This window comes from Suttonella indologenes (genome assembly GCF_900460215.1).
GTDB classification, from domain to species: domain Bacteria; phylum Pseudomonadota; class Gammaproteobacteria; order Cardiobacteriales; family Cardiobacteriaceae; genus Suttonella; species Suttonella indologenes.
On record NZ_UHIA01000004.1, the window covers coordinates 435,962 to 450,793 of the forward strand.

General features: G+C 48.4%; 11 protein-coding genes, 1 tRNA gene and 2 pseudogenes. 7 read left to right on the forward strand and 7 right to left on the reverse strand.

The window, feature by feature from the left end; all coding sequences use genetic code 11:
• Positions 1-41: 41 nt before the first annotated feature.
• A complete protein-coding gene (locus DYC63_RS06160; RefSeq protein ID WP_115218428.1) occupies positions 42-2,186 on the reverse strand; it encodes a TonB-dependent receptor in 2,145 nt (714 codons plus the stop codon).
• Between the two features lie 266 nt (positions 2,187-2,452).
• On the opposite strand from DYC63_RS06160, the gene DYC63_RS06165 reads away from it, so the two are divergent.
• From DYC63_RS06165 to queA, 7 genes are all read left to right on the forward strand, one after another.
• A tRNA-Met gene (locus DYC63_RS06165) sits at positions 2,453-2,529 on the forward strand.
• Positions 2,530-2,570: 41 nt separating this feature from the next.
• Positions 2,571-3,083, forward strand: a complete 513-nt coding sequence (gene rimP, locus DYC63_RS06170; protein ID WP_147284936.1) for a ribosome maturation factor RimP — start codon at positions 2,571-2,573, stop codon at positions 3,081-3,083.
• A 20-nt stretch (positions 3,084-3,103) separates the two neighbouring features.
• Complete coding sequence (nusA, locus tag DYC63_RS06175) at positions 3,104-4,591, forward strand: transcription termination factor NusA (protein ID WP_115218430.1); 1,488 nt, start codon at positions 3,104-3,106, stop codon at positions 4,589-4,591.
• Positions 4,592-4,608: 17 nt separating this feature from the next.
• On the forward strand, positions 4,609-7,236 hold the full coding sequence (gene infB, locus DYC63_RS06180) for a translation initiation factor IF-2 (protein ID WP_115218431.1): 2,628 nt from the start codon (positions 4,609-4,611) through the stop codon (positions 7,234-7,236).
• A complete protein-coding gene (rbfA, locus tag DYC63_RS06185; RefSeq protein WP_115218432.1) occupies positions 7,236-7,625 on the forward strand; it encodes a 30S ribosome-binding factor RbfA in 390 nt (129 codons plus the stop codon). Before infB ends, rbfA begins: the two co-directional genes overlap by 1 nt.
• Before the next feature lie 104 nt (positions 7,626-7,729).
• Positions 7,730-8,629 (forward strand): tRNA pseudouridine(55) synthase TruB, encoded by a 900-nt coding sequence (gene truB / locus DYC63_RS06190; protein ID WP_115218433.1) that lies wholly within the window; start codon positions 7,730-7,732, stop codon positions 8,627-8,629.
• Entirely contained in the window at positions 8,626-9,684 is a 1,059-nt protein-coding gene (gene queA / locus DYC63_RS06195) for a tRNA preQ1(34) S-adenosylmethionine ribosyltransferase-isomerase QueA (RefSeq protein ID WP_115218434.1), read from the forward strand. The genes truB and queA overlap by 4 nt, the downstream gene beginning before the upstream one ends.
• A 28-nt stretch (positions 9,685-9,712) precedes the next feature.
• Here the strand turns inward: queA and DYC63_RS06200 are convergent, their stop codons facing one another.
• From DYC63_RS06200 to otnI, 6 genes and pseudogenes are all read right to left on the reverse strand, one after another.
• Complete coding sequence (locus DYC63_RS06200; protein WP_115218435.1) at positions 9,713-11,062, reverse strand: alpha/beta hydrolase-fold protein; 1,350 nt, start codon at positions 11,060-11,062, stop codon at positions 9,713-9,715.
• 47 nt (positions 11,063-11,109) lie between these two features.
• Entirely contained in the window at positions 11,110-12,579 is a 1,470-nt protein-coding gene (locus DYC63_RS06205) for a GntT/GntP/DsdX family permease (protein WP_115218436.1), read from the reverse strand.
• Between the two features lie 21 nt (positions 12,580-12,600).
• The gene (gene denD, locus DYC63_RS06210; protein ID WP_115218437.1) at positions 12,601-13,551 is read right to left on the reverse strand and encodes a D-erythronate dehydrogenase; all 951 of its coding nucleotides are present in this window, start codon (positions 13,549-13,551) and stop codon (positions 12,601-12,603) included.
• Positions 13,552-13,586: 35 nt separating this feature from the next.
• Positions 13,587-13,792 (reverse strand): annotated as a pseudogene (locus DYC63_RS13140) (aquaporin); the annotation flags it as partial.
• A pseudogene (locus DYC63_RS13145) lies at positions 13,786-13,947 on the reverse strand (cyclase family protein); the annotation flags it as partial. The pseudogenes DYC63_RS13145 and DYC63_RS13140, both read right to left, overlap by 7 nt.
• 108 nt (positions 13,948-14,055) lie before the next feature.
• Entirely contained in the window at positions 14,056-14,832 is a 777-nt protein-coding gene (gene otnI / locus DYC63_RS06225; protein WP_115218438.1) for a 2-oxo-tetronate isomerase, read from the reverse strand.

A 14,832-nucleotide genomic window follows, 5' to 3' on the forward strand; every position in this document is an offset into this window, starting at 1 on the left:
TATTTTTATTGAGTATAATTTTTTGGGATTATTCTTATTTTTTAGAAGCGATAGCGATAACCAACACCTACCGCTCGTCCTTCACGAATAGAACCAAAGCGAACATCAGGCGCAAATTGATAACCATAAATTGGGCTACGGTTATTCAGCAGATTTTTACCCCAAATATAAATTTCACTATTGTTAGTAGAGATACCAAAACGCGTATTTAAGATATGCGCAGATTTTAATAAGAAGTTATTACCTACATCTTCTGCACGTTTTCCTGTAAAGTGATAATCAATATGGGCATTGAAATCGGCATCTTGGTTAAAAAGATAAATTGGTGTTGTATAGTCTGCACTCAAACTTGCAGACCAACGTGGTGTATCAGGAATTCGGTTACCTGCTTTGGCGGCAGATAATGTATTCGCTGGTACTTTGCTGATTTTTGCATCGGTATAAGCAATATTGCCACCTAATTTGAAATGTTCATTGATTTGCCAACTGGCTTCTAATTCAGCACCTTTGCTTGTTGTATCAAAATTCTCTGTAGTATTTGCCCAACTTGTCATCGGGTCTATTAATACATAAAGATGTTCATTGCGTGTTTTATTGTAGAAAACAGAGGCTGATGCTTCTAAGCGATTATCTTCACTTTGCCATTTTGTGCCGATTTCATAGCTATTTGTTTTTGCCGCTTGGTAAGGTGTGTCTTGAATACCCGAAGCAATGTTAGTTGAAAATTCACCAAAACTACCCGTTTTATGGCCATGTGCATACATACTATATACTTTCGATTGCTCATTGATATCAAAGGTTAAACCAAGGCGACCTGTAATATAGCGATCGGTTAAACTTTGTGCATCTGTATTAATACCTGAACCGGGTGTTTTTCCTTCCCATCTTGCTGAATAATTAAGTTTATCCCAGTTAAAACGCAAACCACCTGTAATAGAGAATCTGTCAGTTAATGGATAAGTTATTTCACCAAAAATGCCTGTGCTACGTGTTTTATATTTACGGTCAATTCGCGCATACATTGCCCCTCCAATTTGACCACCTGTCTCATCTTCTACAAAATCAAAGAAAAAATCGCGATTGCTGTGTAAATAATTTGCTCCAATTGTCCAAAAAATAGGTGCGCTTTCCAATGAACCTAAGCGAAATTCTTGAAACACATTTCTTTGTGTGCTTCCCATTTGGCGATTGGTGTCAAATGTTTGACCCATAACTACTTGGAAAACGCGGTCATCATAAGCAGGACCGCCAGTAGTGTAATTATTTTTCAAAACATTAGTGGTACTAGAGAATTGAAAATTATCCCATTGATGCGTCCAATTGAGTGTTGCACTGCTATTTTCTTGATCGCCAAGTAATTTACTGTCATCAATATCTGTAGAAGTGCTGCCGTCTAATAGTGTGATCGCTGCAAATTGTTGTGCCTGTTTATTATATTCAGCGGTGAAAAGTAATTCATCTTGAGCGGTGGGTTGATAGCTCAATCCTAAGCGTGCGCCACGACTATTGGGATAACCTAATGGCTTTCCGCCATTTTGTGTATTATCTAAAGCATGAGCTTGTTTTTGATAATGTGCGGAAAAACGAGCGTTTAATTGTTCATTGATAGGTTGGTTGAACATAAGTTCCGCTTGTTGGAAATGTTGCGTGCCCAGTTTGACATCTATACTGCCCTCTTGTTGAGCGCTAGGTAGATTTGGCATAAGGTTGATAACCCCAGCGGAGCTATTTCGTCCATACAAAGTGCCTTGAGGGCCTTTGAGAATTTCAACTTGCTGCATATCAAAAATAGGCAAACTGAGACGATTATTGGCTTGTGGCGCGCCATTTTGATAAATCACCACCGCTGTATCGTCTGAGCTTCCTGACTCATTACTTAATAGTCCTACGCCACGAATTTTGACCGTTGATTGTGGATTGCCAAAAGAATGAATTTCGACCCCAGCAGTTTGTTGCATCAAAGACTCTAAGCTGTGGTCTGTATGTTGTTCGAGTGTTTGTTCGCTAATGCGATTGGTGGTAAATGGTAAGTCAAAACTAGATTCGGAGATAAAACGTGCATTGACCGTGATGGGAGCAAGCTCTATGGTATTAACGCTGCTGCTATTGGTATTTTCTACCTTTTGAGCAGCAGCAAGATTGGGCAAGATTACTGAAATTGCGAGAGAAAGAGGGGTAATTTTCATATTATATTCTCAGTTTTTGAACGTTGTAAGAATATAACATAGTTAAATTTTTCCTTCAATAATAATCTTTATTGTTTATTTTAGTATTGTCAATTGCAAATAGGTTATTTGTGCTAAGACATATTAAATTTTTTTATTCTGCACCCTCTTTATATATTTTTATTAATATCATATGATTACACATATGGATGTGAAGTTGCTTTAGTCGATTTTGCTTTTTTGCTTGCAATGAAAAATAATCTGTTTATAATAGCGCCTTCATCAGTTGCGGGATGGAGCAGTCTGGTAGCTCGTCGGGCTCATAACCCGAAGGTCGTTGGTTCGAATCCAGCTCCCGCTTCCAAAAGGTTTCTTAAGAAAAGCCCTTGTTTAAGGGCTTTTTTCTTGTCTGAATTTTTTTTGGCGGATAGCCGAGGGGAGAATATGACGCGCGAAGAAGCAGTAACAGAATTGTTGCAACCTGTTGTGGAATCAATGGGCTATGAATGGTGGGGCGTGGAGTATCATCATAATTCCGTGCATTCTATTTTGCGGGTATATGTGGATAAGCCGGAAGGCGGCATCGGTATCGACGAGATTGTGGAGATTACCGATCAGCTCAATCCTGTCTTGGATGTGGAAAATCCCATCGCTACGGCTTATACCTTCGAGGTTTCTTCTCCGGGAATGGATCGTCCGCTTTATACCTTGGCGCAGTATACGCGCTATATCGGCGAGACTTTGAAATTGCAGACCCGTCAAGCGATTAACGGTCAGCGTAAATTTACAGGGGTGTTGCAGACGGTTGACGAGCAGGCGCAGGAAATCACTTTGCATTTTCCGCAGGCGAAAACAGGCGCACAGCAGGTTTTGCCTTTTGCGGCGATTGAAAAAGCGCGTATTGAACCTCGGTTTTAACCCTTAAAGGAATTATGATTATGTCAAAAGAATTATTGGCGATTGTCGAAGTGGTGTCGAATGAGAAGGATGTCAGCCGCGATACCATTTTTCAGGCTTTAGAGGCGGCATTGGCAGCGGCGACGCGTAAGCGTTTTGCCGATGAAGAGATTGAAGTGCGGGTCAGTATCGACCGCAAAACAGGGGAGTATGAGACGTTCCGACTTTGGTATGTGGTTGATGATGAAGATTTTTTAGAAAACCCCGATGCGCAGATGTGCGAGACGGTGGCACACTTGGAGTTTCCGGAAGCGAATTTGTCGGTCGGCGATGTGCATGAAATTCAGATTGAAAACGAAGAGTTCGGACGCATCAGTGCCATGATGGCGAAGCAGACGATTATCCAAAAATTACGCGAAGCCGAGCGCGAAAAGGTCTATCAGCAGTTTATCGATCAGGAAGGCACTTTGATTCATGGCATTGTCCGGCGTTTTGAGAAGAATAATGCGATTGTCGATGTCGGCGGCGTAGAAGGTACGATTCTGCGCAGTGAGATGATTCCGCGCGAGAAATTGCGTGTGGACGATCGCGTTTTAGGCTATTTGAAAAAGGTAAATGCCGATTTGCGCGGCCCGCAGTTGCAGATTAGCCGGGTGGATCCCGAGTTTTTAATCCAGTTGTTCCAAAAAGAAGTGCCGGAGATTGCTTCGGGCAATATCGAAATCATGGGCGCGGCACGCGATCCGGGCTTACGTGCCAAATTGGCGGTGCGCAGTTTCGATCCGCGCATCGATCCTGTGGGTGCCTGCGTGGGTATGCGCGGTGCGCGCGTGCAGGGCGTGATGAATGAGGTCGGCGGCGAGGGCGTGGATATCGTTTTATGGGACGAAGATGCCGAAACTTATGTCCGTAAGGCGATGGCGCCGGCGGTAATTACCGATACGGCGATTGACGAGGAAGGCAAGGTCATCGAGGTGGCGGTGCCTGAAGAGAAATTAGCGCAGGCGGTCGGTCGCGGTGGTCAGAATGTGCGTTTGGCAAGCGAATTGACCGGTTGGCAAATCACGGTCTTGTCGGAAAAAGAGTTTGCCGAGCGTCAAGCCTCTTTGCAGGGCGAGCGCGAGCAGGTACTGACGGAGATGCTGGGCTTGGATGAGTCGCTGGTGGCGGCTTTAACGGCTGCCGGCTATGCGGATGCCGAGGCGCTTGCCTATGCCGAACGCGAAGATTTATTGGCTTTAGAGGGCTTGGACGATGCCGCGGTGGATACGATTTTAGAGCGCGCAACGGATTATTTGCTCCAGCAAGCCTTTGCCGCCGAAAGCGATCCTGAGGCGGAGATGCAGACCCCTGTGGCGGAAATGGAGAGCGTAAGCGCGGAATTGGCGGAGAAATTAGTCGCCAATGATGTGAATACGCAGGAAGATGTGGCGGAGTTGTCGGTAGATGAATTGATGGAAATCGGCGGCTTGGGTCAGGAAGAGGCGGCAGCCTTGATTTTAACAGCGCGCGAACCTTGGTTTCGCTAATCGATAGCGGAGGAAATATGTCAACAGTAGCAGAACTCGCCAAACAATTAAAAATTCCCGTAGAGCGTTTGCTCGAGGTCATCAACGAAGCCGGCTTGGGAGAAAAAACGCAGACAGATACGCTGACGCCTGCGCAGAAATTAAAGATTTCTCAGCATATGACGAAAAAAGGCGGCAAGGGCGCATCGGCTGTGAAAAGCGTGAGTCCGCCGAGCAAGGCGGCGCCGAAAGCGGAGGGCAAAAAAGCCGATAAGAAAGCGGCGGCTAAGCCTGTGAAAAAGAATGAGCCGAAGAAGTTAAGTGCGCGCGAAATTGCCCAGCAAATGGCGGAACAGAAACGCATGCAGCAAGGCGAGGAGCAGCGCGAAAACGAAGCGCGTGCGCGTCAAGAGGCTTTGGCGGCGGAAGAAAAACGTCAGCAGGAAGAATTAGAGCGTAAGAATCGCAAAGAAGAAGCGGAAAAGGCGGAGAAAGCAGAGGCGCAGGCGCGCGAGAAAGCCGAAGCCGCTTTGCAGGCGCAATTAGCCGAGCAGGAAAAACAGCGCGCGGCGCGCGAAGCGGAAGAAGCGAAGAAAAATGCCGCCGAAGAATTGCGCAAGCAAGAGGAGCGCGAGAAGCGTTCGGCTAAAGAGCGCGAGGAATTGGAGCGTCAGCGCCAAGAGGCTCTGCGCGATGTGGAGCGTCGCGAGGGTTATGAAGAAGAGGCGGAGAGCCGCTTCCATATCCGCAGCAAAGATAAGAATGCCAACGGTCGTACCGACCGCAGCAGCAAACGCGCGGTGCGCAACAGCGATGATGAGCAACGCGGTTCGGCACGCGGCGCCGGCGGTAAAACAGGGCGCAAAAACGAGCGCAAGGGCGGCAAATTTGAAAAACCTGCCCAGCCGGTAAGCCGCGAAGTACGTATTCCCGAAACGATTAGCGTCGGCGAATTGGCGCAGAAAATGAGCGTTAAGGCGGGCGATTTGATTAAGGCGATGATGAAAATGGGTTCGATGGTGACGATTAACCAAATCATCGACCAAGAAACCGCTGCTTTGATTGCCGATGAATTAGGCCACAAATATGTGCTGCTCAAGGAAAACGAGTTGGAAGAGCAGGTCATGGCGGAGGCCGAGGGCAATAGCGCCGATGTGATTACGCGTGCGCCGGTAGTCACGATTATGGGACATGTGGATCACGGCAAAACCTCTTTGCTAGATTATATCCGCAAAACCAAAGTGGTCGCCGGCGAAGCGGGCGGCATTACCCAGCATATCGGTGCCTATCGCGTCGATACTTCCCGCGGTCGGATTACCTTTTTGGATACGCCGGGACACGCCGCCTTTACTGCCATGCGGGCGCGCGGCGCGGATGTAACGGATATCGTGGTGTTGGTAGTGGCTGCCGATGACGGCGTGATGCCGCAGACCAAAGAAGCGATTCAGCATGCCAAAGCGGCGAATGCGCCTGTGATTGTGGCGGTAAACAAAATGGATAAGCCGGAGGCGGATCCCGAGCGGGTCAAATCCGAGCTGTCGCAGGAAGGCATTATTTCCGAAGAGTGGGGCGGCGAGAATCTATTCTCTTACGTTTCCGCGAAAACGGGTGAAGGCATTGACGATTTGCTTGAGCAGATTTTGATTCAGGCGGAGGTAATGGAATTGACCGCCGCTTCTACCGGCGTTGCCAAAGGTGTGGTTGTGGAATCGCGCTTGGATCGCGGACGCGGCAGTGTGGCAACAGTCTTGGTGCAATCCGGTTTGATGAAAAAAGGCGATATTATGTTAGCCGGCATGGAATACGGACGTATCCGCGCGATGCTGGACGAGCACGGCAAGGAATTGGAAGAAGCCGGTGCCTCGACGCCGATTGAAGTGTTGGGCTTATCCGGCACGCCGAATGCCGGCGATGATGTGATTATCGTTGAAAACGAACGCAAGGCGCGCGAGATTGCCAACTTCCGCCAAGGCAAGTTCAAAGAAATCAAGATTGCGCGGCAGCAGAAAGCCAAACTGGAAAATCTGTTCAATAATGTCGATAGCGGCAAAGTCAGCACCGTTAATCTGATGATTAAGGCGGACGTGCAAGGTTCTGTGGAAGCATTGTCGGATTCTTTACTCAAATTATCGACCGATGAAGTGCAAGTCAGCATTGTTTCTACAGGCATCGGCGGGATTACCGAATCCGACGTGCAATTGGCGATTGCTTCTTCGGCAACCATTATCGCCTTTAACGTGCGTGCCGAAACCAATGCCAAGAAATTAGCCGAAGATGAGGGCGTGGATTTGCGCTATTACAGCATCATCTACGAAGCCTTAGACGATGTGAAAGCGGCGATGCAAGGCATGTTGTCGCCGGAAATTCGCGAAGATATTATCGGTTTGGCAGAAGTGCGCGATGTCTTCCGTTCGTCCAAACTGGGCGCGGTGGCAGGCTGTATCGTGGAAGACGGGGTATTGAAACGCAACAATCCGATTCGCGTTTTGCGCAATAACGTTGTGATTTACGAGGGCGAATTGGAAAGTCTGCGCCGCTTTAAAGACGATGTCAGCGAAGTACGCGCCGGTACAGAATGCGGCTTAGGCGTGAAAAACTACAATGACGTGCGCGTCGGCGATCAAATCGAATGCTATGAACGCGTCTCGGTCGAGAGGACTTTATAATGCGTAAAGGAATTGACCGCACTCGCCGCATCGGCGAACAAATGCGGCGCGATTTGGCACAGGCGGTGGGCGAAATTCTCGACCACCCCCATGCCTCGATGCTTTCTTTTACCGGTGTTAACGTAACGCGCGATTTGTCCTATGCCAAAGTCTATGTAACGCATGTGCTGGATAATCCGCTGGAGCGTGAGGAATTGGTCAAGGCACTCAATAAGCATGCCGGACAATTCCGTCATTATCTTGCCAAGTGTTTGTCTATCCGCAAAGTGCCGGAGCTGACTTTCGTTTACGACCAATCGGTAGAATACGGCGCGCGCATGGAACATTTATTGGGCGATTTGGTTAAGGATTTGCCGGCGGAAGACGAATCTGAAGAGGATGAAGCGTGAAATTGAATTGGCGCGGCGGATTGGAGCTGCTCTTATTAGTTGCTGCCTTATTATTGTCCACGCGCGGCAAATCTGCCGCCCATGATGTGTAAGCGGATATTCATATGAAACGCCCTCTAAGCGGCATTTTATTATTGGACAAAGTCGCCGGCATCAGTAGTAATGCCGCCCTGCAAAAAGCGCGGTGGCTGTATCAGGCGGAAAAAGCAGGGCATGGCGGCACGCTCGACCCCTTCGCCACAGGTTTATTGCCGCTGCTTTTCGGCGAGGCAAGCAAATTCGGACAATATCTTTTAGGCGCGGACAAAGGCTATGTGGTAACTATCCGCTTTGGACGCGAAACCACGACTGACGACCCCGAGGGCGATACCCTGCGCGAAGCCGCCATTCCGGATTTGGCGCAGCAAGATTGGACAAATCTGCTCGCTTTCCTTCGCGGCGATTATTTGCAAACGCCGCCGATTTTTTCCGCACTCAAAGTGCATGGCAAACGCGCTTATGAATTGGCGCGCCGCGGCGAGATTCCCGAGCTGGCGCCGCGTTTGGTGCAATTGCATGCGCTTAATCTCTTAGCCGTGCATGAAGAGCAGATTGTGCTGGAAGTCTCTTGTTCCAAAGGCACATATATCCGCGCCCTGGCGCGCGACATCGGGCGTTTGCTCGACAGCGCCGCCTATGCTGAACAACTGCAAAGAACGGCGGTGGGCAAATTATCCCTTGCGCAGGCGCACAGTCTGCAAACGATTGAAACCTTAGCGCCCGAGACGCGCGACGGATTGCTGCTGCCGATTAGCGCCTGCTTGGATGATATGGCGCGATTGGCAATCCCTGCAGCAAAAATCCGCTTTATCCGCCACGGCAACGATATTGAAACGGATGCCGATGAAGGCGAATATGCCCTTTATGACGAGGGCGATTTTTTCGGCATCGGGCGAGTGGCTAAGGGGCGGCTGTATCCGCAGCGTCTCTGCCGTTTGCCCGATTCAGACAAGGAGCGGCAATGAGCCCATATCAAAAATCGGATTTCCACTATGAATTGCCTGAGAAACTGATTGCGCGTTATCCGCTTGCCGAGCGCAGTGCCTCGCGTCTCTTAGTCGCGCAAGTACAAGACGAGCAGAATCTGATGCTTAGCGACCAAAAAGTCAGCGATTTGCCGCAATTTATCCAGCCGCAAGACCTGCTGGTATTTAACAATACGCGCGTTTTGCCCGCCCGCCTCTTCGGCGAAAAATCCAGCGGCGGCAAAATCGAACTCTTGATTGAACGCCTGCAAGATACGCATCATGTCGCCGCCTATATCCGCGCTTCCAAAGCACCGAAAATTGGCGCGACTCTGCATATCGGCGGTTATCAAGTGCAAGTGCAGGGGCGTAATGAAGCCCTGTTTTATCTGTACAGCGACAGCCCTTGGGCGGAAATCATGCAGCGCTTGGGCGAAATGCCCATACCGCCTTATTTGGAACGCCAAGCCGATGAAAGCGATGATGAACGCTATCAAACCGTCTATGCCAAACATCTTGGCGCGGTTGCCGCACCGACCGCCGGACTGCATTTTGACAGCGCCTTGCTCGCCGCTTTGAGTGCCAAAGGCATTGCCAGTACGGAAGTTACGCTGCATGTCGGTGCAGGCACTTTTCAGCCTGTGCGTCATGAAGACCTATCCGCCCATGTCATGCACAAAGAATGGCTGAGCGTCAGCGAGGAAAACGTGGCGGCTGTTGAGGCTTGCAAAGCCAGAGGCGGACGCGTGATTGCCATCGGCACGACCAGTTTGCGCGCCTTGGAAAGCGCGGCGCAAAGCGGCAGATTGCAAGCCTTTGCAGGCGATACCGATTTATTCATCACACCGCCTGACTACCGCTTCCGCGTCGTCGATGCCTTATTTACCAATTTCCATCTGCCCGAATCTACCTTGCTGATGCTCGTCAGCGCCTTTGCCGGCATGGAAAACACGCGTCGCATCTATGCCCACGCCATTGCGCAGCAATACCGCTTTTACAGTTACGGCGATGCGATGTTTTTACCGCAGCGCTTAGATAATCAAAGAGAAAGCTAAACCTGCCTTACAGTTCTTCGGCAGTCGATTATTGTTCCCGTTTTTGTGTCAATAGCCAGTGGATGACTTCCGGACTGTCGAAAACGCTTTCCCATGTGTTATGCGGATTTTTGCTGAGAATGCCGTTATCTCCGGCTTGCATGGTGCTGAATTCGGTATAGCGCAGGAAGGGGGCTTTCAGTTCACGCAGAATGGCAACGTTGATGCGTGTGCCTTCTACCGGCGCGGTCTTATCTTCTTTGCTGTGGAAGAACCACATAGGAATGTGTTTGACGGGTTCCAAACTTTCGGCATCGGCTTGTCCGTCTATCCATTCAATTGTGTTCGCTTCGCGTCCGCTGAGCAACAGAGCGGCAGCAAAGAAATCGGGACGTTGCTGTAAGAGTTTTAGTGCGCCTTCCGCGCCGCGCGATAATCCGATGAGGTAAATGCGGTTTTTGTCTATATTGGGATGAGCGGCGATCGTTTCCTCAATCATTTTGAGTAGTAGTGCAAGACGATTTTGTGTCTGCCAATGAATGCCGCCGGTTTGCCCCTTGCTTGCATCGTCGAAAGGATCGAAGACGGAGGCATATTGCGGCGCCAGCACAAAACCTTGTTCTTGTTGCAAGGTGGCAATCGCGCCTTTACTGGATAAGAGTTGCGCCGTATTGTCTTTACCCAATTGTCCGGAACCGTGCAGGAAAACGGTAAGCGGATAGGTTTTTTCGCCGACTTGCTGCGGTTGGTAAAGGCGGTAATGAAGCCGGTTGTCGGGATTATCTGCTGCACTGATGTGATGCGGCGTAAAATCTTGCACATAGGGCATGAGAACTTGCGCTGCCGTCGTTTCAATATGGTTTTTGCCTACGGTTTTGCCGTTAAGGAGTTTGAGGTGTCCGTTTTGGCGGATGCGATAGACGAGGCGTTCGCCGTAATATTGCGGTACGCGGTTGGCTTGCACTTTTTCCACGTTGACGATATTGCCTTGCTCGTCTCTTGCACGAAAAGTTTGCGCAGCTTCATTTTCAATCTGCAATTGGTATAAATTGGCATTGGCATCTTGGACGTCTAATTCCAAAATGAGAAATTTTCCTGCCTGCGGACTGGCTGATTTTGCCGCTTTATTATTGCTGTAGGTATTGAGGACGCTACGTTTGCCGGTTTCTTGCTGATCAAGCAGGGTATTAATTTCAAAAATAGGGGCAAGGTGGCTGCCGGAAATCAAATTGTCTTCGTATTCCAGAGCAAGCGCGGAAATTTTTTGCCCGTTTGGACTGAGCTCGGCAATGAGGGTAGCATTAACGATGCTTGTGTCTTGCACCAAATCTGCGGCAAGTGTTGCGCTGTGAATGCCGATAGCTAAAAGGCTGATAATGGCGCTGCGGTATTTATTCATGATATCTCCCGAAAAAAGCCCCTTCGTTTAAAGGGGCTGTGTGTGAATTAGGATTTCAACTTTTGCGTTTTGACGTAGAGCATGATGCCGCCTAATACGCCCAAAGGCAGAATGAGGTCGGTAATCGAACCGTCATTTCCCCATACTAAATTGGCGAGAATAACCAGCGAACCGCCAATTGCCCAAGCGATAGTGGTTGGAATTGACCAAACAATCATTTGTTTTTTCACGTCATTAATTCCCATCATGCGATTCACTACCCAGAATAAGCTGTCATTGAAATAACCGAAGAATAGTGAGCCCATAGTGGCGGCTTGTGCGGCCAGCAGCATGTTTACACCGGGAATCTGCGAAAGAATCGGTGCGGAAATCGAGGCGGCGGTAATCATAGCAACTGTGCCCGAGCCTTGAATAAAGCGGACTAAGGTGGAAACGATGAAGGGGATTAAAATCGGCGAAATAGGCAATTGCGCGATTTCTTTTGCCAAAGCATCACCGGCACCGCTTTCGCGTAAGACCATGCCTAAAGCGCCGCCGGCACCTGTAACCAATAAGATGATGCCGGCGGATTTTACGCCTTCTTCCAAATAATTGGCGGTGTCGTTTTTGCTGCTGTGTGGTAATAGCGTATATACGGCGATCAATACGCTGATGGCTAAAGCAATCATCGGGTGTCCGATGAAGACAAAAAATTGATAGACAACGCTGCTGTTCAAGTCGGGATTGCTTTTGGCAATCAAGTCTAAGATAGCTTTGATAAAGATTAAGGTAATCGGTAAAACGATCGGCATTAAAGAAAGCGTTAAACTCGGCAAAGCTTTTTTCTCGCGACTTTCAATGTAATCGTCGTATTTTTGTTTCAATTCTTCATCGCTAAAGACTTGCTGATTGAAATCAGGATATTTTTTATCCAACCATTTGGCATACATGACCATGCCGATTACAGGAAAGGCGGCAAAAGACATACCGACCAAAAGCATCGCGCCGATATCGACATTAAACAAACCCGCCACGCCTAAAGGTCCGGGCGTCGGCGGAACGGTATGGTGGGTAACGACCAAACCGCCGGCGAGCGCTACACCTAGGGTTAAGAGTGAACGTTTGCCGTTTTTCGCCAATGCTTTAGCGACAGGATAGAGAATCACAAAGGCAGAATCCACAAAAATGGGAATACTGACTACGTAACCGGTAAGCGCCAAAGCCCATTCTTCTTTCTTTTTACCTAAGAATTTAATGAAACTGTATGCCATTTTCTCAGCAGCACCGGAGGCTTCCAGCACGCTGCCCATCATGACGCCCAAGCCGATGACAATGCCGATGCCGCCTAATGTGCCGCCGAATCCTTTGCTGATGGCGCCTAAAGTGTCGTTAACGCTCATTCCGCCGATTAAGCCGGCAATCGCCGCGGCAATCAGCATGGCGATAAAAGCGTGTACGCGGGTTCTTAATACCAGTATGACCAGCACGAAGACCGCTATTAATAAACCGATGACCGGTATGGGAAGACCTAAAAACATAACTACCTCTATAAATTAAAATTATTTCATGTCAAATTGAATAAACTGCTTGATGACACTGGCGAAATCGGCATCAGCTTTAAAACCGAGTGCCTGTGCTTGCGCACAATTGATTTCTACCGGCCAACTGGCAACGATGTTATTGATGTTTTCGTCGAACTCGAACGTGATTTTTTCTAAAATTTCCTCTCCTTTGATATGGGCCAAATCCGCCAGCATTTGTTTGACGCTGACCATAAAACCGGGCAAATTAATCACATGCCAGCTGCGCGGCGGTAGAGATGGCAGCGTTAGCGCGTGAATAAAATTCTCGACAATCGTGTTGGGACTGGATAGCCACAGCAATAAATCCTCCGATACCGGACAGATGGCATTTTCGCCGTGCAAAGGCTCGCGTATGATGCTGCTGACGAAAGAGGAGGCGGCTTTGTTCGGTTTGCCGGGGCGGATGCAAATAGTGGGCAGGCGTACGACCAAACCGTCAACAAAGCCTTTGCGGCTGTAATCGTTAATCAGCAATTCGCTCATCGCCTTTTGCGTGCCGTAAGTTGATTGCGGGGTAAGCGCGGTAGCGTTTTGAATCACATCGGGCAATTCGCCGCCGAATACGGCTAAAGAACTGGAGAAGATAAAGCGGATAGAGGGCTTGATACGACGACAGACTTCGAGCAAATTGCGTGTGGCGAGAAAATTGATTTCATAGCCCAAATCCGGATCTTGTTCGGCATGGCTGCTGACAATCGCCGCCAAATGGAAAATGGCATCGGTATTTTTCGTGATAATGGCATCTAAACCTTCCGGATTGCGCAAATCCATTTCAATGCAGCGGACTCGCGGATCATTATTGGGCGCAATCGGTTTGATGACATCGATTAAGACCAATTCTTCAATCTTAATCTTGTCTTGAGACAAGAGCGTTTTCGCCAAACGTTGGCCTAAAAATCCTTGTCCGCCAGTGATAATAATGTTCATAGTTTCTCCTAATTATTGTTTTTTTGATGTTTTTTCTATTGTTTAAATAGAAGTTTGTATAGCAAAGCCGCTAATGCCGCACCAAGCAAGGTCCTACAATCGGCACCCAGGCATAGGCAAAATTCGATGAGCCTTTATTTTTTATCGGCAACATGCTGTGTAATAATCTGGGCATAAAATCCCTTGCCAGATTAATGGCATATCCAGTTAATCCGCCGAATGATATTACGCCGCCGGCAACACCTGATGTGTGCCGCAATGATTGGGCAAGGTGGTTAAAAAACTGCTGAAAGGGGGTTCTGCGCTGACGTCGGTGCAGCGCGCTACTTTTACCGTCGGCTCGCCCGACCATGCCAAATCAGCGGGATCAAGAACATGCGAGAGATAAACAAACATAATAAAATCCTCATGTTGGAATAAAAATAAAATGCTTAACGGTTTTTGGAAGTGTTGTAACTCATTTAAGTGGATGACCTCCTTGCTTTTTATCAGACGGCATAGCGCCTATTTATATGCTTGAAACCATTCAAGTCCTGCGTTTGTTTCTCCGCGCGGTTTATATTCACAACCGATATAGCCTTCATAACCCATTTCATCCAATTTATTAAAAATGAATTGGTAATTGATTTCCCCTTCGTCGGGTTCATGGCGATCCGGCACGGAAGCGATTTGGACGTGTGAAAATTTGCCTTTGAGTTTGTCGGTCAAACGGGCGAGATTGCCGTCAACATTTTGCGCATGGAAATAGTCCAGTTGAACAAAAACATTGTTTTTATTGATTAAATCGACAATTTCCAAGGTGTCGTATTGGCTTTTGAGAAAATATCCGGGTTTGACTTCAGGGCTTAATGCTTCTAAGCAGATATTGATGCCTTGGGCTTTGAATTTATCCGCCGCATACAGAATATTTTCGATAAAGGTTTTTTTATAGGCTTCCCGGTCTGCGCCTTCAGGCACGACGCCTGCCATGATATGCACGGTAGGGCAGTTGAGGGCGAGGGCGTATGCCAGGGCTTGATCAATATCGCGGCGGGCATCCGCTTCGCGTTCCGGAATGGCGGCTAATCCCCATTCCCCTTTGGATACGTCGCCTGCGGCAGTATTAAACAGAACTTGTTTCAAACCGAATTGATCGAGTTTGGCTTTTAGTTCTTCAGCAGGGTAGTCGTAAGGCCATAAATATTCGACGTATTTGAATCCCGCTTTAGCCGCTGCTTCAAAGCGGTCCAAAAAAGGTTTTTCGTTAAACATCATGGTGAGATTCGCAGCAAATTTAGGCAT